This is a genomic window from Nocardioidaceae bacterium SCSIO 66511 (assembly GCA_023100825.1).
Lineage (GTDB): Bacteria > Actinomycetota > Actinomycetes > Propionibacteriales > Nocardioidaceae > Solicola.
Genome location: CP095846.1, coordinates 3,672,466 through 3,693,063, shown reverse-complemented (window position 1 = coordinate 3,693,063; position 20,598 = coordinate 3,672,466). Strand labels below are relative to the sequence as shown.

Annotated in this window: 22 protein-coding genes; 16 read left to right on the top strand and 6 right to left on the bottom strand. The window is 65.8% G+C overall.

What is annotated here, in order from left to right; genetic code table 11:
* Positions 1-43: 43 nt before the first annotated feature.
* Positions 44-304: a hypothetical protein gene (locus tag MU582_17500; protein ID UPK74215.1), complete on the bottom strand. Its 261-nt coding sequence runs from the start codon at positions 302-304 to the stop codon at positions 44-46.
* A gap of 122 nt (positions 305-426) precedes the next feature.
* Between MU582_17500 and MU582_17495 the strand changes: the two genes are divergently transcribed.
* From MU582_17495 to MU582_17470, 6 genes are all read left to right on the top strand, one after another.
* Positions 427-1,581: a glycerophosphodiester phosphodiesterase gene (locus MU582_17495; protein UPK74214.1), complete on the top strand. Its 1,155-nt coding sequence runs from the start codon at positions 427-429 to the stop codon at positions 1,579-1,581.
* 256 nt (positions 1,582-1,837) lie between these two features.
* Positions 1,838-3,196: an HNH endonuclease gene (locus tag MU582_17490; protein UPK74213.1), complete on the top strand. Its 1,359-nt coding sequence runs from the start codon at positions 1,838-1,840 to the stop codon at positions 3,194-3,196.
* A 218-nt stretch (positions 3,197-3,414) separates the two neighbouring features.
* The gene (locus MU582_17485; GenBank protein ID UPK74212.1) at positions 3,415-4,824 is read left to right on the top strand and encodes a GntP family permease; all 1,410 of its coding nucleotides are present in this window, start codon (positions 3,415-3,417) and stop codon (positions 4,822-4,824) included.
* 68 nt (positions 4,825-4,892) lie between these two features.
* Complete coding sequence (locus tag MU582_17480; GenBank protein UPK74211.1) at positions 4,893-6,350, top strand: catalase; 1,458 nt, start codon at positions 4,893-4,895, stop codon at positions 6,348-6,350.
* 9 nt (positions 6,351-6,359) lie between these two features.
* Positions 6,360-6,878: a carbonic anhydrase gene (locus tag MU582_17475; GenBank protein UPK74210.1), complete on the top strand. Its 519-nt coding sequence runs from the start codon at positions 6,360-6,362 to the stop codon at positions 6,876-6,878.
* Between the two features lie 10 nt (positions 6,879-6,888).
* Positions 6,889-8,328 (top strand): MFS transporter, encoded by a 1,440-nt coding sequence (locus MU582_17470; protein ID UPK74209.1) that lies wholly within the window; start codon positions 6,889-6,891, stop codon positions 8,326-8,328.
* 22 nt (positions 8,329-8,350) lie between these two features.
* Here MU582_17470 and MU582_17465 read toward each other — a convergent pair whose 3' ends face one another.
* Positions 8,351-9,292: an AraC family transcriptional regulator gene (locus tag MU582_17465; GenBank protein ID UPK74208.1), complete on the bottom strand. Its 942-nt coding sequence runs from the start codon at positions 9,290-9,292 to the stop codon at positions 8,351-8,353.
* 136 nt (positions 9,293-9,428) lie between these two features.
* Between MU582_17465 and MU582_17460 the strand changes: the two genes are divergently transcribed.
* From MU582_17460 to MU582_17420, 9 genes are all read left to right on the top strand, one after another.
* Positions 9,429-9,920: a MarR family winged helix-turn-helix transcriptional regulator gene (locus tag MU582_17460; protein ID UPK74207.1), complete on the top strand. Its 492-nt coding sequence runs from the start codon at positions 9,429-9,431 to the stop codon at positions 9,918-9,920.
* A 68-nt stretch (positions 9,921-9,988) separates the two neighbouring features.
* Positions 9,989-10,834 (top strand): NmrA family transcriptional regulator, encoded by an 846-nt coding sequence (locus MU582_17455; GenBank protein ID UPK74206.1) that lies wholly within the window; start codon positions 9,989-9,991, stop codon positions 10,832-10,834.
* A gap of 73 nt (positions 10,835-10,907) precedes the next feature.
* Positions 10,908-11,483 carry a GNAT family N-acetyltransferase gene (locus MU582_17450; protein UPK74205.1) on the top strand — a complete coding sequence of 192 codons (576 nt, stop codon included), beginning with the start codon at positions 10,908-10,910 and terminating at the stop codon, positions 11,481-11,483.
* A complete protein-coding gene (locus tag MU582_17445; GenBank protein ID UPK74204.1) occupies positions 11,480-12,364 on the top strand; it encodes a sulfotransferase domain-containing protein in 885 nt (294 codons plus the stop codon). Before MU582_17450 ends, MU582_17445 begins: the two co-directional genes overlap by 4 nt.
* A gap of 30 nt (positions 12,365-12,394) precedes the next feature.
* Complete coding sequence (locus tag MU582_17440; GenBank protein ID UPK74203.1) at positions 12,395-13,453, top strand: pyridoxal-phosphate dependent enzyme; 1,059 nt, start codon at positions 12,395-12,397, stop codon at positions 13,451-13,453.
* Between the two features lie 142 nt (positions 13,454-13,595).
* The gene (locus MU582_17435; protein UPK74202.1) at positions 13,596-14,600 is read left to right on the top strand and encodes an amidohydrolase; all 1,005 of its coding nucleotides are present in this window, start codon (positions 13,596-13,598) and stop codon (positions 14,598-14,600) included.
* A gap of 1 nt (position 14,601) precedes the next feature.
* Positions 14,602-15,294 (top strand): iron-sulfur cluster assembly protein, encoded by a 693-nt coding sequence (locus MU582_17430; GenBank protein ID UPK74201.1) that lies wholly within the window; start codon positions 14,602-14,604, stop codon positions 15,292-15,294.
* A gap of 18 nt (positions 15,295-15,312) precedes the next feature.
* The gene (locus MU582_17425; protein UPK74200.1) at positions 15,313-16,143 is read left to right on the top strand and encodes an IclR family transcriptional regulator; all 831 of its coding nucleotides are present in this window, start codon (positions 15,313-15,315) and stop codon (positions 16,141-16,143) included.
* Between the two features lie 26 nt (positions 16,144-16,169).
* On the top strand, positions 16,170-16,496 hold the full coding sequence (locus MU582_17420) for an antibiotic biosynthesis monooxygenase (protein ID UPK74199.1): 327 nt from the start codon (positions 16,170-16,172) through the stop codon (positions 16,494-16,496).
* A gap of 55 nt (positions 16,497-16,551) precedes the next feature.
* On the opposite strand, the gene MU582_17415 is transcribed toward MU582_17420, so the two are convergent.
* The 3 genes from MU582_17415 to MU582_17405 all read right to left on the bottom strand — a co-directional run bounded on the left by MU582_17415 (position 16,552) and on the right by MU582_17405 (position 19,213).
* Complete coding sequence (locus MU582_17415) at positions 16,552-17,016, bottom strand: Hsp20/alpha crystallin family protein (protein ID UPK74198.1); 465 nt, start codon at positions 17,014-17,016, stop codon at positions 16,552-16,554.
* 147 nt (positions 17,017-17,163) lie between these two features.
* The gene (locus MU582_17410; GenBank protein ID UPK74197.1) at positions 17,164-18,621 is read right to left on the bottom strand and encodes an HNH endonuclease; all 1,458 of its coding nucleotides are present in this window, start codon (positions 18,619-18,621) and stop codon (positions 17,164-17,166) included.
* A gap of 241 nt (positions 18,622-18,862) precedes the next feature.
* A complete protein-coding gene (locus MU582_17405; GenBank protein ID UPK74196.1) occupies positions 18,863-19,213 on the bottom strand; it encodes an arsenate reductase in 351 nt (116 codons plus the stop codon).
* 118 nt (positions 19,214-19,331) lie between these two features.
* Here MU582_17405 and MU582_17400 point away from each other — a divergent pair, with 118 nt between their 5' ends.
* The gene (locus MU582_17400; GenBank protein UPK74195.1) at positions 19,332-19,823 is read left to right on the top strand and encodes a pyridoxamine 5'-phosphate oxidase family protein; all 492 of its coding nucleotides are present in this window, start codon (positions 19,332-19,334) and stop codon (positions 19,821-19,823) included.
* A 20-nt stretch (positions 19,824-19,843) separates the two neighbouring features.
* On the opposite strand, the gene MU582_17395 is transcribed toward MU582_17400, so the two are convergent.
* Positions 19,844-20,590 (bottom strand): SDR family oxidoreductase, encoded by a 747-nt coding sequence (locus MU582_17395; protein UPK74194.1) that lies wholly within the window; start codon positions 20,588-20,590, stop codon positions 19,844-19,846.
* Positions 20,591-20,598 lie beyond the last annotated feature (8 nt).

Sequence of the window (20,598 nt, the reverse complement as noted above, 5' to 3'; positions counted from 1 at the left end):
CAACCTAGCACCGATTGCGGCGATCGACAGGGGTCGTGATCGGTCAGCTGGTGCTGCTGCTCCGACCGGTGAGCTGCTCGGCCGTGCCGACCAATGCGACCGCGGCGATGACGGCGACGACGCTGCCGATGATGTTCAGCTCGAAGATGTCGCCGGAACCGATCAGGGAGGCGATCGTGCCGCCGATGACGGAGCCGACCAGTCCGAGACCGAGCGTCGCGAGGAACGAGAGGTTCTGCTTGCCGGGCTTGATGATGCGGGCGACGACGCCCACCACGAGTCCGAACACGATGAAGCCGATCATGGGGTCTCCTGTTCGTCGGCGATCTGTATCGAGCGTACGCGAACCACAGGAGAATCCGGGTGTTCGGCACTTGTTCACGTGCGCTGTGCCACGCCGTTCACTCTCGGCGTGAGGCTGGGCCAATGACGAAACCGCACCTTCGTACGTACCGACTGGCCGCCGTCGTTGGAGGACTCGCCGTGTCAGCATCGCTCGTCGCCGCGCCCGCGTCAGTGGCCGACGGCGCTGCAGAGCCGTCCCTCGCCAATGCCTCGAACCGATTCATCGAGTCCGGAGAGCCGACGATCATCGCGCACCGCGGGGCGTCGGGATACCGACCGGAGCACACCCTCGCGGCGTACAAGCTCGCGATCCAGATGGGCGCCGACTACATCGAGCCCGATGTCGTCAGCACCAAGGACGGCGTCCTGGTCGCCCGGCACGAGAACGAGATCAGTGGCACGACCGACGTCGCCGACCATCCGGAGTTCGCGGATCGCAAGACCACGAAGGTGATCGACGGTCAGGACGTGACCGGTTGGTTCACCGAAGACTTCACCCTCGAGGAGCTCAAGACGCTGCGTGCCAAGGAGCGTCTACCCGACGTCCGCCCGGCCAATACCCGCTACGACGGTCGGTTCGAGATACCGACTCTGCAAGAGGTGCTCGATCTCGCCGCCGCCGAGAGCCGCAAACGTGGCGTGACGATCGGAGTCGCCCCGGAGACCAAGCATCCGAGCTACTTCCGCGACATCGGCCTGCGTCTCGAGAAGCCGCTGATCGAGACACTGCGTGCGAACGGATTGAACCGCCCGAACGCCCCGGTCGTCGTGCAGTCCTTCGAGACGTCGAACCTGCGCTACCTCGCCCGGCGCACGCGCGTACACCTTGCACAGTTGATCAACGGGTCTGGCGCCCCGTACGACTTCGTGGAAGCGGGAGATCCGCGTACGTACGAAGATCTGGTGACCGGCAAGGGCCTGCGCTGGATCTCGCGGTACGCGACCTCCATCGGCGCGCACACCGACGTCGTGATCCCACGGGACGCCGACGGCTACCTCGAGAAGCCGACCCGCGTGGTCAAGCGCGCACATCGCAACAACCTCGAGGTGTTCGTGTGGACCTTCCGCGACGAGAACCAGTTCTTGCCCGCAGACTTCCGAGACGGCGACGACCCGAACGCCAAGGGCGATGTCTTCGGCATGTACGAGGCCTTCTTCGACCTTGGTGTCGACGGGGTGTTCGCCGATCAGCCGGACTCCGCGGTCCAGGCGCGCGACTGGCACTACGACGACTGATCGGGCTGGCCGACCCGCGGGTTGCCACCTTCATCGTTTCTCGTGCGCTTCGGTGCAGACCGCTTTGGCGGCGACGAGGATCCGTTTCCGGTGGGTTCGGGTTGCTTGTCAGCCGACCCGACCCACCGGTTCACGGGGCGACCAGCCTGTTTCGGCGTGACCGTCCGAAAAGATTCTTCAAGAATCTTCGTTTTCCCTTGTGGATAAGGCCTTCTGAGCCCCTCGACTGTCAGTGGCGAGTGGCATGATGCGGGGTATGAGGACGGCGAACCTGATCGACGATGTCGAGACCACTGACGGTCTCGACATCGCTGCGGCCGCGCGTGCTCAGCTCGCCCGCACCGAGGCCGCACAGTTCGACGCGGTCCTTTCTTATCTGCGGCAAATCGCCGTCGAGCCGCTCGCGCAGGCGGGTGGGGTGAATGAATGGACCCGCTACGGCGGATCCGGCACACCCGGTGTGTCGGAGTATGCGGTCGCCGAAGTCGGCCCCGTCCTCGGCCTCTCCGCGAACGGAGCCCGGGCTCTGATCGCGGACGGACTTGATTTGGCGTACCGGCTCCCACGCCTGTACGCCTGTTTGCACGAAGGCAGTGTGGATGCGTGGCGGATCCGTAAAGTCGCGCGTGCGACGCGGGAGTTCACCATCGCCCAAGCCGGCGATGCCGACCGCCGCCTGAGCGCTGCGAATGTCGACGGAACACCGTTGATCGCACGGATCACCATGCCGCGGCTGCAGCTGGTGCTCGATCAGATCCGGTTCGTCGACGACCCCGACGGTGCCGAAAAGAAACGGCGGGAGGCGCGCAGGCGGCGGGGTGTGACGATCTGGTTCGAAGACGGCGTCGCCCACATCTCGGGCACCCTCACCGTCGACGACGGGCAGCGGCTGGATCAGCGCCTTGATCAGTTGGTGGAGTCGATGCGGTTCCTCGGCGACACCCGACCGGACCACATCCTCCGCTCCGTTGCGATGGGCATGGTCCACGAACCCGACAGCCTCGACGACCTCTACACCCTCGTCGCAGACAAAACCGACGACGCCACCGGCGCGGAGACCGACGATCCGAAGCCGTCGAAGCGGCGCGGCAGCAGAAGGCGTGGGCTGCGCGAGACCGTGCTCTACCTTCATTACGACAGGTGCTGGGGCACCTGGTCACTCGACGACGTCGGCGCCATCACCCGTACCGAGGCCGAACAGATCCTCGGCAAATCGTCGCGGATCGTGGTGAAGCCGGTCATCGATCTGGAGACGACGATCTCGACCACCGGATATGTCGCACCCCTGCGGCTACGCGAGCAGACCGCGCTGATGAACGGCCTCACCTGCACATTCCCGTACTGCACCCGTCCGGCGAAGCTCGGCGACTACGACCACATCCGCAACTACACCGACGGTGGTCCGACCGACTCACGAAATGGACACCGACTTTGTCGGTTCCATCACCGGGCCAAGACATTCACCGCCTGGACCGCGTCGTCACCGGCACCCGGAATCTGGTTGTGGCTGTCACCGGCAGGCCGTTCGTACCTCGTCACAGCCGGCACCACCACAAAACTCCCCGGCAGAACAGACACAACCGTTCCAGAGAAGCGAAAACACGCCGCCGCCTGACACCCCGCCACCTGAGCACCACCATGGCGGGGCACACGCATTTGCCGCACGGCTGTCGCGCCCGTGATGATGAGCCGATCGTGCTCGACCGTGTGCCTCGCGTACGCCGGCCCAAGGCCAACCCTTCAGAGAGCTGATCGCGCGGTTGCGGCTCACGCCGGCGTGCGGCATGGTGGGCGGCGTTCGGCTCGGGACCCGCATCGGCCGCGGAGGGCTCAGTGGAAGCAATCGAGCCGCAGTACGGGACGGTCACCCTGTTGCTGATCGCCGCAGCTGCCGTCGCCGTCCTTCTGATCCTGATCATCGCCGTCAAGCTCCATGCGTTCGTGTCGCTCGTGCTCGTGAGCACCCTGACGGCAATTGCGGTCGGCTTCGACTTCGGCGATATTCCGGACGCGTTGATGTACGGATTCGCGGACACGATCGGTTCCGTTGCGCTGCTCGTGGCGTTCGGGGTGATGCTCGGCCGATTGCTCGAGGTGACCGGCGGTGCGCAGGTGCTCGCCGACACGCTGATCTCGCGATTCGGTGAGCAGCGTGCCCCGTTCGCACTCGGCGTCGCAGCGTTGATATTCGGTTTCCCGATCTTCTTCGACGCGGGTCTGGTCGTGTTCCTCCCGATCATCCTCACGGTTGCGCGTCGGTTCGGTGGGTCGCTGCTGTTCTACGCACTGCCCGCAGCCGGCGCGTTCGCAGCGATGCATGCCATCGTGCCGCCGCATCCGGGCCCTGTTGCAGCGGCCACGGCACTCGATGCGAGCATCGGCGTGACGTTGCTTGTCGGCGTACCGATCGCGATCGTCTCGTGGTACATCGGCTCGTACCTTGTCTCCCGCGTACTCGGTGCTCGGTTCAATGTCTCCCTGCCCGATGTCATCTTCGGGGAGGTCGACCAAGCGCAGCAGGCCGCTGAGGGCGATGCCGTGCAGCGGATGCGGCGGAGCCCGCCGGCGTTCGGCGTGGTGCTCGGGATCCTGTTGGTTCCGCTCGTGCTGATCTCGTGCAACACGATCCTCGACACGCTTGTCCAAGCCGGAACCCTCGACGAGGGACTTGGCTGGGTGGAGTTCCTCATGCTGCTCGGCGTCACGCCGGTCGCCTTGCTGATCACGACGCTGGTAGCGATCTTCGTACTCGGCAGACCGAACGCATCGATGGCGACCGTCACCAAGATCGTCGACGACGCGTTGGGCCCCGTTTGCGCGATCATTCTGATCACCGGCGCCGGCGGCATGTTCGGCGGTGTACTCGAGCTCAGCGGCATCGGTGCCGCGCTGAGCGACTCGCTGTCCGATCTGGGCATCTCGCTCATCCTGCAGGCATTCATCATCGCAACCCTGCTGCGCGTGGCGCAGGGCTCCGCGACCGTTGCACTCACGACCACTGCCGGTCTGATCGCGGGGCCGGTCGCGGCGGCCGGGTTGAGCGACTTCAAGCTGACGCTGCTGGTCGTGGCGATCGCGGCCGGTGCGACGGTCCTGTCGCACGTCAACGACTCCGGCTTCTGGTTGGTGAGCCGGTTCTTCGCCATGTCCGAGGCGATGACGCTCAAGACGTGGACGGTCATGGAGACGACGCTCGGCGTTTCGGCATTCGCCGTCGCATGGATCCTCTGGGGCGTCTTCTGACCCTTGACTGGGTCCGGTTTTGGTGTTGCCGTGGGTTGACGGGGCCGTGATCGAACGGAGCAGGGGATATGGCGGACAACAACTTCACCACGACGAACGCCGGGATACCGGTCGAGAGCGACGAGCATTCACTGACGGTCGGGCCCGATGGTCCGATTCTCCTGCAGGACGCGTATCTGATCGAGCAGATGGCGCAGTTCAACCGCGAGCGCGTGCCAGAGCGGCAGCCACATGCCAAGGGCGGCGGAGCGTACGGCGTCTTCGAGGTGACCCACGACGTCAGCGCGTACACCAAGGCCGACGTGTTCCAGCCCGGTAGGTCGACCGAGATGCTGGCTCGGTTCTCCACTGTCGCGGGCGAGCGCGGTAGCCCAGACACGTGGCGTGACCCTCGTGGTTTCGCGCTCAAGTTCTATACCGAGCAAGGCAACTACGACATGGTCGGAAACAACACGCCGGTCTTCTTCGTACGTGACCCGCTGAAGTTCCAGCAGTTCATCCGATCCCAGAAGCGCCGCGCAGACACGAACCTGCGCGACAACGACATGCAATGGGACTTCTGGACTCTGTCTCCCGAATCCGCACACCAGGTCACCTGGCTGATGGGCGACCGCGGGATCCCACGTACATGGCGGCACATGAACGGCTACTCGAGCCACACCTACATGTGGGTCAACGCCGCCGGTGAGAAGTTCTGGGTTCGATACCACTTCAAGACCGACCAGGGCATCGAGTTCCTCACCCAGGCGGACGCCGACGAGCTCGCGGGCAAGGACGGCGACTACCACCAACGCGACCTGCATTCGGCAATCGAACGCGGTGAGTTTCCGAGTTGGACTCTGTACATGCAGATCATGCCGTTCGAGGACGCCAAGACGTACCGGTTCAACCCGTTCGATCTCACCAAGACGATCTCGCACAAGGACTACCCGCTGATCGAGGTCGGCAAGATGACCCTCAACCGCAACGTCGACGACTACCACGTCGAGATGGAGCAGGCCGCGTTCGAGCCGAACAACCTGGTGCCGGGCATCGGCCCGAGCCCCGACAAGATGCTGCTCGGCCGGTTGTTCTCGTACGCCGACGCGCATCGCTACCGGATGGGCGTCAACTATGCCGAGCTCCCGCCCAATGCGCCGCGTCATGCCGAACGACGTTCGTATGCCAAGGACGGCGCAATGCGCTTCAAGAACCCCGGCGACCCGGTGTACGCGCCGAACTCGAAGGGCGGCCCGCATGCCGACACCGAACGGTTCGGCGAGCCGGCCGGGTGGCACACCGACGGAGCGATGGTTCGCGCGGCGGCCGCTCTGCACGCCGAGGACGACGACTGGGGCCAGGCCGGCACCCTGGTGCGGGAGGTTCTGGACGACGCGGCGCGTGACCGCCTGGTCAGCAACGTGGTCGGTCACCTGCTGGACGGCGTGAGCGAGCCGGTCCTCGAGCGGGCATTCGAGTACTGGCGCAACATCGACAAGCCGACCGGCGACCGGATCGAGTCGGGAGTACGCGAACAAGCGCGATAGCGTGGCCTCGTGGCTGACGCTGACTCTACCGAGACCAGGGCCTTCGACGATCTGCTCGAGGCCAACCGTGCGTTCGCGGACACGTTCGCATTGTCCGGATTCGACGGTGTTGCCCGGGCCGGAGTAGCGATGGTCACGTGTATGGACTCGCGCATCGATCCGCTCGGGATGATCGGGCTGAAGCCGGGCGACGCCAAGATCCTGCGTAACCCCGGCGGCCGAGTGACCGACCAGGCGCTGGTAGCGCTCGTCCTCGGCGTGAACCTGTTGAACGTGTCGCGGGTGCTCATCGTCGAGCACACCCGCTGCGCGATGACGACAGCGTCGGAGCCCGAGGTACGCGGGAAGATCACCGAAGCGAGTGGCACCGACGCCTCCTGGATGTCGATCGGCGTGATCGATGATCAGGAGTCATGCGTCAGGGAGGATGTGGCGAAGGTGCGGTCGCATCCGTTGATCGCCAACTCGGTCTCCGTCGGCGGATTCCTGTACGACGTCGACACGGGGCTGCTGAACCGGGTCGGTTAGGAGGCGACCGATGTCCGTGGCGACTCCGGTCCGGATGGCAACCCCCACCGGCCGTTGGCTGCTCGCCGCGACGATTCTCGGCTCGAGTATCGCGATGCTCGATGCGACGGTGGTCAACGTCGCGCTGCCACGGCTGGGTGCTGATCTGGACGCAGGCGTCGGCGGACTGCAATGGACGCTCAACGGATACACGCTCGCCCTCGCCTCGCTGATCCTGCTCGGCGGCGCCCTCGGTGACCGTTGGGGCCGCCGGCGGATCTTCGTCGTGGGGGTGGTGTGGTTCGCTGCCGCGTCGGCGCTGTGCGGTCTGGCGCCGAACGTCGAACTGCTTGTTGCTGCGCGCGTACTTCAAGGTGTCGGGGGTGCACTGCTCACACCCGGAAGTCTTGCCCTGATATCCGCCTCGATCGACGAACGTGACCGAGGGAAGGCGATCGGTGCTTGGTCGGGTATCGGCGGCGTCGCCTCTGCCGCCGGGCCGATCTTCGGCGGCTGGCTCGTCGATGCAGTCAGCTGGCGGGCTGTGTTCCTGATCAACGTGCCCATCGCAGTGGTGATCGTATGGGTCGCACTGCGGCACGTACCGGAGTCGCGCGACGAGTCTGCCGCGGACGGCATCGACTTGGCTGGCGTGGTCCTCGGTGCCGTCGGCCTCGCGGCACTCACGTACGGGCTGATCGCGGCGACCCTGTCGGTCACGGTCGTCGGACTCGTCGTGATGCTGGTGTTCGTGTGGTGGCAGAGCCGTGCAACGGATCCGCTGATGCCGCTGACGTTGTTCTCGAACCGAGTCTTCGCAGCGTCGAACCTCGTCACCCTCGTCGTGTACGCGGCGCTCGGCGGTACGTTCTTCCTGTTCGTGCTGTTCCTACAGGTTGTCGTCGACTATTCGCCGCTCGCCGCCGGCGCCGCCAGCCTTCCGATCACCCTGCTGATGCTGCTGCTCTCCCCGTACGCCGGCGCGCTCGGCGAACGCATCGGACCGCGGATCCCCATGACCGTCGGCCCACTCGTCGGAGCCTGTGGACTGCTCCTGATGCTGCGAATCGACGCCGACTCGTCGTACGTCGCCGATGTGCTGCCCGGTGTCCTCGTGTTCGGCCTCGGGCTGTCGATCATGGTGGCGCCGCTCACGACCGCGGTCCTGTCCGCGGCGCCGTCCAGCCAGGCCGGTCTCGCCTCGGGCATCAACAACGCGATAGCGCGTACCGGCCAGTTGCTCGCGGTGGCGGCCCTACCGTCGCTGGTCGGGATCGTCGGCGGCGGCTACGCCGATCCGCAGATCGTCGACGACGGGTTCACCACGGCCATGCTGATCTGCGCGGGTCTGCTCGTTGCCGGCGCGATCACCGCTGCGGCTCTCGTACGACGCGGACCGAATGAGCACGAGATCCCGGTGGAGCGGCAGCGGCGGTGTGGTGTGGACTCTACGGCGCCCTACCCGGAATAGCGCGCTTGTCGACTCTCGAACGTCAGCTGCCGACGTACGCCCGCTCGCGGTGCTCGCGCGGACTGACTCCGTACACGCGTTTGAACGCCGTGCTCAGTGCGAACGCGCTGCTGTAACCGACCTTGCGGGCGACCGCCTCGACGGTGGTGTCGGGCTCGCGTAGGAGGTCTGCCGCGAGCGTGAGTCGCCAGTTGGTGAGGAACGTCATCGGGGGTTCGCCGACGAGCGCTGTGAACCGCCGAGAGAGTGCCGCGCGCGACACACCCGCAGCCCTCGCGATCGACTCGACCGTCCACTGTTTGTCCGGGCTGTTGTGCAGTAGCTGCAGCGCCGGGCCGACGACGGGGTCACCGTGCGCGCGATACCACCCGGGAGCCTCGGCACCCGGCCTCGAGAACCAGGCACGCAGCGCCGCGATGAGCAGCAGGTCGAGCAGCCGGTCGAGCAGTGCCTCCTGACCAGGTGCGTCCTTGACCGTTTCCTGAGCGAGGTATGCGATCAGCGGAGTATCGAGGTCGGCCGCCGGAAGGTGCACGAGTTCGGGCAACGTCGACAACAACCGGGCACTGATCTCGCTCTGCAGCTGGTACGTGCCGGTCAGCAGGACCGTCTCGCCGTCCTCGGCATTGCCCCACGTGCGTACGCCCATCTCTGCCATGTCGCTGACCTCGACACCGTCGACGGTCGTGCACAGCTGCCCGGGTTGGATGACCACCTGCGGGGGCGTCGAGGGTTTGTCGGCGACCTCGTAGGGCTCGGGCCCGCAGATGACGGCGACGTCGCCCGCGTCGAGCCAGGTGACGAGATCGTGCCGGACGATGCAGGCCTCGCCGCGTACGGCAGCGACCACGGTCAGCGGCGCTTCATCTTGGATCCGCAACGACCACGGCGGTCGCATTGATGAGCGCAGCACAAACGCACCGCGCGCACGTGGCCCGTCGAGCAGGCCGGAGATCGCGTCCATGTCGATCAGCGTATCCGGCAACGATCGGAACCGGGCGGCAGTTAGAGTGGTGCGAACTGCAACGATCTCCGCGAGACCAGTTTTTCGTTGGGATAGTTCGAATCTGTAACACAGTCTGATTCGGAGGTAGGCCGGCGTGGCGAGTCAGGGTGACGATGATCAGCAACTGTGGAAGCCGCGGGCCGCGTACCTGCTGTCGGCCGTCGGCACCCAGTCGTCGAAGCTCTGGCAGGCGCGGCTGAAGCCGCTCGGGGTCGACGCGCGCGAGATGGTCGTGCTCCGCATGGTTGCCTCCGAGCCGGGGCGTACGCAACGCTCTCTCGGTCCTGCCCTCGACGTACCCCCGAGCCGGATCGTCGCCGTGATCGACGGGCTCGAGAGCCGCGGGTTGATCGAGCGTCGGGCGCGACCGGACGACCGACGGGCCAACGCACTGCACCTGACGCGTCGCGGCAAGACCATGCTGTCCAAGCTGATGACGGTCTCGCGCGAGCACGAGGAAGCGATGACCGAGAGCCTGAGCGAGTCGGAACACCAGGCGCTCATCCGCATTCTCACCAAGATCGCCCAACATGAGCAGCTCGCCGAGGGCGGGCATCCAGGCTTCGGCGACCCTGATCCCGCGTAGACGCTTGCATATGTGGCTGCGGTTCTGAGACATGGAGAGTCGCGGCGTCCGACGGTTGACTCAGTGGCATGAACGAAACCACGAAAAACTTCAGTCAACCAGTACTCGTCGTCGGCGGCACCGGCAAGACCGGCAGCCGCGTCGCACAACGGCTAGACGAGCTCGGCGTACCCACCCGGATCGGCTCTCGCAAGAGCACGCCGGCATTCGACTGGCAGGATCGAGCGACCTGGCCGGGGGCCGTACGCGGCGTCCGCGCGGCGTACATCTCGTACGCACCCGACCTCGCCGTACCGGGCTCGGTCGAGGACATGGCGGCGTTCGTCAAGACCGCGGCCGATGCGGGTGTCGAGCATCTCGTGCTGTTGTCCGGTCGCGGTGAGGAGGAAGCCGTTGCCTGCGAACGCGTCGTACAGGACTCCGGGCTCGAATGGACCGTACTGCGATCCAGCTTCTTTGCCCAGAACTTCAGCGAAGGGTTCTGGCGCGACGAACTGATGGCCACCGGCGAGCTGTCGCTGCCGGTCGGAGGCGTACGTGAGCCCTTCATCGACATCGACGACATCGCCGAGGCCGCAGTACGCGCGCTGACCGAGGACGGCCATCAGAACAAGCTGTACGAACTGACCGGCCCACGCTTGCTGACCTTCGCCGAAGCCGTGCATGAGGTCTCGGAGGCGTCCGGGCGAGAGCTCCGGTTCCGTGCGGTCAGCGCACAGGAGTACGCGGATGCGATGTCGGCAATGGAGGTGCCAGCCGAGGTCCAGTCGTTGCTCGGCTACCTGTTCTCAACGGTGCTCGACGGACGCAACGCATCGGTGACCGACGGGGTCGAGCAGGCGCTCGGACGTTCGGCACGCGACTTCGGTGAGTACGCGAAGGCGGCCGCGGCGACCGGGGCTTGGGACGCCTAACGCTGCTGAGGAGGTCGACCTCGTGCTCAAAACCGTTTGCAGCACGAAACGGCATTCTGGAAGTCTGCAGGACATGCCTACACCGTTCTCGACGAAACCAACCCTTCACGGAGACCTCGTCACGTTACGCCCGTTCGACGCGAGCGACGTTTCCGTGATGGCCGCGATCATCGCCGAGCCCGAAGTCGGTCGGCTCACCGGAAGCTACAACTCGACAGCAGAGCTGGGCAACGGCGTACCGGTGGTCGACGACGAGTTGCGCGACTGGTACTCGAGCCGCAACGAGCAGGCCGACCGACTCGATCTCGCCGTCGTCGACAACGCCAGCGGCGAGTGCGTGGGGGAGGTCGTGCTCAACGGGTACGACGAGGGGTCGGCCTCCTGCAACTTCCGGACGCTGTTCGGTGAGAACGGGCGCGACCGCGGTCTCGGCACCGAGGCGGGCAAACTGATCGTCGCGTACGGGTTCGACGAGCTGGGTCTTCATCGCATCGCACTCGAGGTCTACGCGTTCAACCCACGCGCACGCCGCGCGTACGAGAAGGTCGGGTTCGTCCACGAGGGCACCTTGCGCGACGCGCTCCGCTTCGACGACGAATGGGTCGACGCGAGCGTTATGTCGATGTTGGCAACAGATCCGCGGCCGTGACGTCTGAACCGGTCCGCTATCGCTCACCAGAGGAAGACAGCGCCCGGTGGCACGACTTCCCGTTCCGCGAGGGCGACATCGTGATCAGCACGCGGTCCAAGAGCGGTACGACGTGGGCGCAGATGATCTGTGCCTTGCTCGTCCACCAGACGCCTGCTTTACCCGAACCCCTCGCAACGCTGTCTCCGTGGTTCGACTGGTTGGTCACGCCCCGCGACGAGCTGGTCGAGCGGCTGGAGCGCCAACCGCATCGACGGATCATCAAGACGCATACGCCACTCGACGGCATACCGATCGACGACCGTGCGACGTACCTCGTCGTCGCGCGGCATCCGCTGGACATGGCTGTTTCGTTGTACCACCAGGGCAACAACCTCGACCGTGAACGCATCGCGGAGCTGACCGGCGTACCGGCCGGGCCGCGCCGCGAGCGACCGGAGCTGCACGACTGGTTGCTCTCCTGGGTCGAGTCGCAGGCAGACCCGCGCGACCAGATGGACTCGCTTCCGGGCGTGATGTGGCATCTGTCCGATGCCTGGGCTCGACGTGCGGACGCCAATATCGCTCTGCTCCGGTACGCCGACCTCGTACACGATCTCGACGGGCAGATGCGGTCATTGGCAACCGAGCTGGGCATCTCCGTTGCCGCAGACCGGTGGCCGGAGCTGGTGAAGGCTGCGACCTTCGAGCAGATGCGCGCGGCATCGACCGCGTCTGTTCCGACCCTGCCCGGCGTGCTCAAGGACGAGTCCGCGTTCTTCCGGCGGGGCAGGCCCGGTGCGGGGCGCGAGGTGCTCAGCCCGACCGAGTTCGAGCGCTACGAGCGACGCGTCGCGGAGCTGGCAGCTCCCGATCTGCTGCACTGGCTACACGATGACTGAGGTCGGCGGTCGCGACTACCCTCTCTGAGCATGAGCGCGACGCACTGGTACTCCCGTCCCACGGCCAGGCAGTGGTCTTGTACGCCGGTCGACGGTCGGGCGGGAGTCTTCCATCGAGGGCTCGCGGGGTACGCGCCGACGCCGCTTGTCGAGGTGCCGCAGATCGCCGACCGACTCGGAGTGGGTCACGCGTACGTCAAGCACGAGGCGTCCAGGCTGGGGCTACCGGCGTTCAAGGTACTCGGCGCTTCGTACGCGATTCACCGTGCGCTCGATGAGGCTCCGAGCGACGTGTCCACGCTGGTCACCGCTACCGACGGCAACCACGGCCATGCCGTCGCGCGGATGGCGAAGCGGTCTGGTCTCAGCGCTCGAGTCTTCGTCCCGAAGGGCGTCGACCCGGTCGTGGTGGCTGCCATCCGTGGTGAAGGGGCCGACGTCGAGGTGCTCGACGCCGCGTACGACGACACGGTCGCGAGGGCCGCGTCGGCCGCGGAGTCGCCCGAGTGCCTGCTGATCCAAGACACCGCATGGCCCGGGTACGAGCGGGTGCCGGGATGGATCGTCGAAGGCTACGAGACTCTGCTCGAGGAGATCGACGCGCAGCTCGGTTCCGACGGAGTCCCCGGACCCGACCTGGTCGCGGTGCCGGTTGGAGTTGGCTCGCTTGCGCAGGCCGTTGTGCGCCACTACCGCAGCGGCGGCAGATCGCCATCGGTGCTGTCGGTGGAGCCCGACGCCGCGCCGTGCACAGTCGAGAGCCTGGGTGCTGGCGCGCCGGTGACGGTTGAGACCGCTTCGACGAGCATGGCGGGCCTCAACTGCGGCACGCTGTCCAGCCTCGCCTGGCCGGTGCTGCGCGACGGCCTCGACGCGGCAATCGCGATCGGAGACGACGAGACCGCCGTGGCGATCGATGAGCTTGCCGCCGCCGGCGTGGCCGCGGGACCGAGCGGAGCGGCGTCGCTAGCGGGTACGACGGCCGCGCTCGGCACGTCTGCGCGTCGCGACGACCTCGAGATCGATGCGAGTTCGACGGTTGTCCTGCTCGTCACTGAGGGGCCGCTGCAAGGTCGCGGGCATAAGTAGACCCACCCCACTTATCGGATTGCGATAACGCTGGTTCATCCCTCCGCGCGCGCAGGGTCACAATCAGTCAACCCTTGCCGCTGGGAGCGACCGTCGGGGTTTGTCGTACGCTGCCACGCCATCCTGACTCGGTAAGGATCACATGTACACCAAGAACGGGGAGTCCTACTTCATCGTCGACAGCCACGTGCACGCGTGGGACGCCACGCCGGCCAATCAGGCCAACCGCTACGGCGAAGGTTTCATCAACTGCTTCTACGACTATCACCGTAACCTCAGCCCGCAGGATCAGCTCTGGAGTGTCGACGACTTCCAGCTGCAGAGTGAGCAGCGGATCCTCGACGACCTGTTCACCAACGGTTATGTCGACAAGGCGATCTTCCAGCCGACGTATCTCAACGACTTCTACGTCAACGGCTTCAACACGACCGAGCGATGCGGTGCGCTGGCGGAGAAGCACCCGGATAAGTTCATCGTCAATGGTGCTTGGGATCCGCGCGACGGTGAGGACGGCCTCGAGCGGCTTTCCCGGCTCGCGGAGCGCTGGCAGCTACAGGGTGTCAAGCTGTACACAGCCGAGTGGAAGGGCGCCTCCAAGGGTTGGAAGCTCAGCGACCCGTGGGCGTACCGCTTCCTGGAGAAGTGTCTCGAGCTCGGAATCCGCAACATCCATGTACACAAGGGCCCGACCGCCTATCCGTTGAACCGGGACGCCTTCGATGTCGCCGATGTCGACGACGCCGCCTCGGAGTTTCCCGGGTTGCGGTTCATCGTCGAGCACGTCGGCCTCCCGCGGCTGGAGGACTTCTGCTGGATCGCGACGCAGGAACCCAACGTGTACGGCGGTCTCGCCTTTGCGATGCCGTTCATCCACTCGCGGCCGAGGTACTTCGCTCAGATCATCGGCGAGCTCATGTACTGGATCGGCGAGGATCGCATGACGTTCTCCAGCGACTACGCCATCTGGACGCCGCAGTGGCTGGTCGAGCGGTTCGTGGATTTCGAGATCCCCGCCGACCTCGATGAGTACGCGCCACTGACGATCGAGGCGAAGAAGAAGATTCTCGGGCTGAACGCCGCCGCGCTGTACGACATCGACGTACCCGCTCACCTTCGGCTGCCCGAGACGACCACGGCGGGGGTTTGAGATGTTCCCGAACCTGACCGAGGACAGGGTGTACGCCGCGCTCGGCTCGGTACGCGACCCGGAGCTCGACGAGGCGATCACCGAGCTCGGGTTCGTCCAGTCGATCTCAGCCGATGGCTCCGCTGTCACGATCGAGCTCCGCCTGCCCACGTACTTCTGTGCACCGAACTTCGCGTACCTGATGGTGTCCGACAGCTACGACGCTGCCTGGACGGTGCCCGGCGTACGGTCCGTATGCGTTCGCCTCCTCGATCATTTCGCCGCCGATGAGATCAATCAGGGCGTTGCAGCGTCGAAGGGCTTTGCCGGCACGTTCCCGGGTCTTGCCGACAACGAGCTCTCGGAGCTCCGGCTGACGTTCCTGCGCAAAGCGCATTCGGCTTGCCAGGAACGCGTTGCGGCCGCCATGATTCGGGCCGGTCGAGTGCCTGAGTCGCTGGCGACCGCGACGCTGTCTGATGCGGAGCCCGGGCCGGACGCCGAGCGTCTGCTACGTCGCCGCGCTGAGCTCGGGTTGCCGTCCGGACCCACCGCGCCGCTGCTCGTACACGACGACGGTGAGCCGATCGAGGACGAAGACATTCCGGGTCGCCTGCAGTTCGCGCGTACGACGCGCATCAGCATGGAGGGCAACGCAGGCCTGTGCCGAGGACTGTTGGCGGTAAGGTACGGCGGGGGAGCGAACTCGGGGTAGGGCAAGTCGGGAGCGGGGATGATGTCGGTGGTCGCGCAGGACGTCTCGGTGCCTTTGCCGCAGTCCCCGCCGCGGGAGGAGTCCGCGCCCGTTGCCGGTACGGTGAAGTCGGTCGCCCGCGCGTTTCGTGCGCTGGAGTTCGTGGCGGCACGTCGCGACGGCGCCTCGGCCAAGGAGATCGCGGCCCACCTCGATATCGCACTTCCGTCCACGTACCACCTGCTGGCCACGCTCGTGGAGAGCGGCTACTTGGTGCATCTCGCGAACAACGCGCGCTTCGGGATCGGCTATCAGGTACGCGTGCTCGAGCGGGGCCTGACCAATCAGCTCGAGGTGCCCAAGGCGATCCGCGATGCCATCGCCCATCTGCACGTTCAGGCCGACGCGGCCGCGTACTATGCGGTTTACCGGGAGACCGATGTGGTGCTTGCGCACGTGGTCGACTCGGCGCAACGCCCGCGCGTACAGGCACTCGACGTCGGCTTTCATGAGGCCAGCCACGCAACGGCATTCGGCAAGGTGATGCTCGCGGCGATGGACGCCGAGCAGCGATCCGACTACCTCCGGCGCTTCAGCCTGCGGGCCTGCACCACCAGGACGATCACGGATCTCCGGACGCTCGAGCGACACCTCGACCACGTACGCGAGTCGGGTATCGCACTCGAGATCGGTGAGTTCCAAGACGGTATCGCCTGCATGGCAGCACCCGTGCGTACGCCGGCCGGAGAGGTTGTCGCGACCGTGGCAATCTCCATTCCGCTCGGGTTGTTCGCCAAGCGGCGTTGGGATCTCGAGCGTGCGGTGCGCCATGGAGCCCTCGTCGCGAACCGCGCCCTGAGCGTGGGCTGACCGATCCACAAGAACGCGGAGGAAGCATGATCTTCATCGTCGTCAAGTTCACCGTCAAGCCCGAGCATCGCGACGAGTGGCTCGATCGGGTCAGAGACTTCACCGAGGCGACCCGGGCCGAGCCAGGCAACCTCTGGTTCGACTGGTCGCGCAGTGTCGACGACCCCGACCAGTTCATCCTCATCGAGGCGTTCGCCGACGGCGATGCCGGCGCGCAGCATGTGTCCAATCCGCATTTCCAGGCCGGACTCGACACGATGCGCCCGATGCTGGCCCGTACGCCGGACATCATCAACGTCGACATGCCCGGCGACGGCTGGTCGAGGATGGGCGAGCTCGACCTCGGCGACTAGCGCGCGAACGGCCCGGCCTCCTGCGGGAGGCCGGGCCGTTGCGTTCTGTTGGGCGTCAGCTCTCGTCTGCCGGCGCCTCGACTGCGGGTGCGCCGTTGGCGATCGCGATGCGCGCGGCCTGCTTGGTCGCGTACGCGTCGGTGACACGGACACTCAGCACACCGGCGTCATACGAGGCGGAGATCGCCTCGGAGTCGATGTGCTTCGGCAGGGTGAATGATCGACGGAACTCTCCGTAGCTGATCTCGCGGAGGCTACGGCCGTCGCTCTCCTCGGTGCGCTCGTCGCGACGCTCACCGCGTACGACCAGACGCCCATCGTCGACCTCGACCGTGACGTCGTTCTCGACGTCGACGCCGGGTAGCTCGACTCGTACGATCGCGTCGTCGCCGTCGCGACTGACCTCGGCTGCCGGTGAGAAACCGGTCGTACGGACGTTCGTCGGACCGAAGGCGTTGCGGACGAGCGCGTCGAACTCGGCGAACGGATCCCGCCTGGCGCGCAGTGCCAATGTGTTCATGGTTGTACTCCTAGTTCGTGAGTTCGGGCTGTTTGCCCGTCACCTCGTACAACCAGAGTTGAGTGGGTTCTATTCCAAAAGTTGAGTCGACTCATATAAAGCGTCCGCGCATGCCGATGAGCCCGCTGGCGGCGGGCTGCGGCGCTGTCAGGTGCGGGGTGGGGTGAGGTCGCAGAGGTTGAGGTGGGTGATCGTGTAGGTGCGGCCGGGGAGGTCGTGGAGTCGGCCGTGCCGTCGGTGCCGCTGGTGTTGTCGGTCGGGTGGCCGTCGTCTCTCGTCGCCGGTTTCAGCAGCCGCGTGGCGGATGTTGGCGATGAGGTCGCGGACGCGTTGTTTCGTGATCCGGGTGTGGTCGTCGATGACGGCGCCGGTGGAGCGGTGGAAGGTGAAGCCGCCGGACCCGTCGTGCCGGATGATCAGCCGGTTTTGGTGGACGAGTTGGTGGCAGCCGCCGCAGATCCCGACCAAATTCGACAGGTCCGTACGCCCGCCGTCGCGGTTCCACCAGTTGACGTGGTGGAACTCCAGGAAGGTGGAGCCGCAGCCGGGGTTGGCGCAGATGCCGTCTTGGCGGGCGGTGATCGCTTTGCGTTGTGCGGCGGTGGCGAGGCGGCTGGTGCGGCCGACGTTGAGGACGTTGGCCTGCGGTGTCGGGCCGTTCGTTGTGCCGTGGGTGAGGATGCCTGACGTGTCGGCGCCGCAGGTCAGGTAGCCCAGCAGTTGGGGGCCGATGGGTCCGAACCCGACGAGGGTGGCCGGACGGGCGCCGGGGAGGCGCAGGAGGGTTTCGAGGTCGGCGAGGACGAGCAGGGTGGTGTCGGCACGGCGGCGCGGTTTCGACGGCTCCTGCTCGGGTTGTTCGTCTGAGGGCTGCTGTTCGGGCGGGGGTGGGGTGCTTTGGTCGTCGAGCATCCGTCCGAGTCCGTCGACCCTCCGGTCGGACGGTGCGCGGTCGTCGCCGTCGTACTCAGGCATTGACACGGTTTTGGCCCATCGGGCGAACTTTGCGCCGGTGACGGGGTCGAGCATCCCGGACACGTAGTACCCGTCACCACATTTGTCGACCCGGATGTCGCGTTTGTTCATGCCTCGCTGGTACGCCTTATCGCGTTCTTCACAGTTCACGATGTCGTTGAGCTCGTTGATCGCGACCCGCAGATCCCGGGGCTCACATGTTTTGGCGATCGGGAGGAGGACGTCTTGCAGGTCGGTCATGATGTCGGCGCCGACCTTGGTGACACCGACGGTGAACTCGTCGACATGCGCCGCCCGGATCGTCCCGGCCCGTAGCGCGTCGGCGACTTTCGGCAACGTCTTGAGGGTCTGTCCGGCTTTGGTGTGCCGCCGCGACTCACCCAATCCCATGCGCAACTCTTGGCGAGCCCACCCAGCGACCGTGGACGCACCGTCGGACTTGTGGGCCTCAGACTCTTTCAGCTGCGCGAACAGGGAGGCGCGTACCCCGTCGAGCAAATCCAACGCCGCTTGCAGGTCACGCAACGACTGGCACAGCTGCTCATCGGTCGCGAGGCCAATGAGCTCGGAAGCGTCCGCAGCCTGCCGCGCCTGCTCGTGGAGGCGGGTGTAGGTCTGCGGCTCGAACATGGAACCTATTGTATCGTAAGTGTGTTCGATGAACAAGAGTTGAGAGTGTCGAATCGCCTTGTTTTAAAGGGGAATCAGGACCAAAGGTGCGAGCCAAAGCACCGCCGAAACGGCGAAGGTGGCAACCGAAGTAGCGGGGATGGTCGCGGGAAAGCGGCCACCGGCGCGTACCTGCGTCGTCGCCGCCAAAGAAGAGAACCGCAGCGAACGGAAAACGATGAAGGAAGCAAGCGAAGCGAACCTACGAAGACATGAACTCCGTAACGCGATGCTTCGGCCGCCCGATGATCGCACGCTCGCCACGTACGATCACCGGACGCTCCATCAGTCGCGGGTGTTCGACGAGGAGGTCGGCGACCGCGTTCGGGGAGGTGTAGTCGTCTGTGTCGAGGCCCTGTTTCTTGAAGTATGCGTCCTTGCGCACCAGATCGGCCGGCGGGTCCTCGAGTTTGTCGATCAGGGCGAGTAGTTGGGTGCGGTCGAGCGGTGTCTTGAGGTATTCGACGACCTCGACGTCTGCGTCTGCGAGCTCGTCGTACGCATGTCGGGAGGTCGAGCATCGGGGGTTGTGGAACAGGGTCACATCCGTCATGGCGAAACGATCTCACGCTGGACTGACGGAACCCCCGACGCGGACCGAAGGCCGTGCTGAGTGGTGACGCAAGTGGTAAGTAGTGACTTACCAGTCCCGATCAACTTAGCGTAAGTCAATGCTTACGGGTAACGACACGAGTACGCAGCGCGAGTCACTGGATCCGCGGACCCATCGCGAACGCATTGCCGCCGCACAGGACCGTTTGGAGCACGAGTACCAGATGTGGCTGTCGACGGCGGGAAGTGCCGGTCCGCATCTGATTCCGGTCGCTTTCGTGATCGATGGGGACTCGGTCGTCACGGCAACGGGCGAGGGCAGCAAGACCGTCCGGAACTTGAACGAGACCGGGAAGGCACGGATTGCACTGGGAACCACCTCCGATGTGGTGATGGTCGACGTCACGCTCGGCGGCCTCGTGACCGTCCGCGACGTTGCCATCGATGTGGCCGACCGCTTCGCCGCTGTCTCCCATGACCCACGACGGTTGTCGGGTTATGTGTACCTACGCCTACTTCCTCGGCGCGTCCAGGTATGGAACGGGTTCCACGAGTTCCAAGGCCGAACAGTGATGCTGGAGGGCAACTGGCTGTCGTCTCCAGTCGACTGAACAAGCCCACGGGGCAGTGGTCAGCGGCCGCCGGCTACTCGCAGCGTCGTACCTGTGACGTACGAAGCAGCGTCGCTGAGCAGCCAGCCGATCGCCTCGGCGATCTCGCCCGGCTCACCGGCGCGGCCGAGCGGCACCTTCGGACCGACGCGGGCTATGCGGTCCGGTTCGCCGGCATCGGCGTGGATGTCGGTGCGTACGATGCCCGGCGCCACGCCGACGACACGTACACCGTCGGCGGCGACCTCCTGGGCGAGGCCGAGAGTCATCGCATCGACGCCGGCTTTGGCGGCTGCGTACTGCACATACTCGCCCGGCGAGCCGATAGTGGCCGCGCCCGAGGAGACGTTGACGAGCACACCGCCCTGGCCGCCGTACGCGGTCGACATCGCGCGTACGCCTGCACGAGCGACGAGCAGCGCGGACGTGAGGTTCAGGTCCACCGTGCGACGCACGATGTCGGGAGGGGTATCCGCGAGCGGGCCGATGTACAGCGTCGCGCCGGCGTTGTTGACCACGCCGGTGAGCACTCCGGCATCGGCGGCCTTCGCGAACAGCGTGTCGATGCCGTCAGCGGCAACGAGGTCGGCACTCACCGTGAGGCAGTCGACACCGACGTCGCGTACTCGCGCGGCAACGTCGTTGGCGGCGGAGTGGTCGCGGACATAACCGAGTACGAGATCGTGTCCGGCTTCGGCGAGGTGCAAGGCAGTCGCAGCGCCGATGCCGCGGGTGCCGCCGGTGATCAAGGTGAGCGGTCGGGCCATGTTCAAAG

What these genes read in the sequence shown, in the direction of transcription:
- MU582_17500 (UPK74215.1), bottom strand. Translation starts at nt 304, where the DNA reads ATGATCGGCTTCATCGTGTTCGGACTCGTGGTGGGCGTCGTCGCCCGC.
- MU582_17495 (UPK74214.1), top strand. Translation starts at nt 427, where the DNA reads ATGACGAAACCGCACCTTCGTACGTACCGACTGGCCGCCGTCGTTGGA.
- MU582_17490 (UPK74213.1), top strand. Translation starts at nt 1,838, where the DNA reads ATGAGGACGGCGAACCTGATCGACGATGTCGAGACCACTGACGGTCTC.
- MU582_17480 (UPK74211.1), top strand. Translation starts at nt 4,893, where the DNA reads ATGGCGGACAACAACTTCACCACGACGAACGCCGGGATACCGGTCGAG.
- MU582_17470 (UPK74209.1), top strand. Translation starts at nt 6,889, where the DNA reads ATGTCCGTGGCGACTCCGGTCCGGATGGCAACCCCCACCGGCCGTTGG.
- MU582_17465 (UPK74208.1), bottom strand. Translation starts at nt 9,292, where the DNA reads ATGGACGCGATCTCCGGCCTGCTCGACGGGCCACGTGCGCGCGGTGCG.
- MU582_17455 (UPK74206.1), top strand. Translation starts at nt 9,989, where the DNA reads ATGAACGAAACCACGAAAAACTTCAGTCAACCAGTACTCGTCGTCGGC.
- MU582_17450 (UPK74205.1), top strand. Translation starts at nt 10,908, where the DNA reads ATGCCTACACCGTTCTCGACGAAACCAACCCTTCACGGAGACCTCGTC.
- MU582_17440 (UPK74203.1), top strand. Translation starts at nt 12,395, where the DNA reads ATGAGCGCGACGCACTGGTACTCCCGTCCCACGGCCAGGCAGTGGTCT.
- MU582_17435 (UPK74202.1), top strand. Translation starts at nt 13,596, where the DNA reads ATGTACACCAAGAACGGGGAGTCCTACTTCATCGTCGACAGCCACGTG.
- MU582_17430 (UPK74201.1), top strand. Translation starts at nt 14,602, where the DNA reads ATGTTCCCGAACCTGACCGAGGACAGGGTGTACGCCGCGCTCGGCTCG.
- MU582_17425 (UPK74200.1), top strand. Translation starts at nt 15,313, where the DNA reads ATGATGTCGGTGGTCGCGCAGGACGTCTCGGTGCCTTTGCCGCAGTCC.
- MU582_17420 (UPK74199.1), top strand. Translation starts at nt 16,170, where the DNA reads ATGATCTTCATCGTCGTCAAGTTCACCGTCAAGCCCGAGCATCGCGAC.
- MU582_17415 (UPK74198.1), bottom strand. Translation starts at nt 17,016, where the DNA reads ATGAACACATTGGCACTGCGCGCCAGGCGGGATCCGTTCGCCGAGTTC.
- MU582_17410 (UPK74197.1), bottom strand. Translation starts at nt 18,621, where the DNA reads ATGTTCGAGCCGCAGACCTACACCCGCCTCCACGAGCAGGCGCGGCAG.
- MU582_17405 (UPK74196.1), bottom strand. Translation starts at nt 19,213, where the DNA reads ATGACGGATGTGACCCTGTTCCACAACCCCCGATGCTCGACCTCCCGA.
- MU582_17400 (UPK74195.1), top strand. Translation starts at nt 19,332, where the DNA reads ATGCTTACGGGTAACGACACGAGTACGCAGCGCGAGTCACTGGATCCG.
- MU582_17395 (UPK74194.1), bottom strand. Translation starts at nt 20,590, where the DNA reads ATGGCCCGACCGCTCACCTTGATCACCGGCGGCACCCGCGGCATCGGC.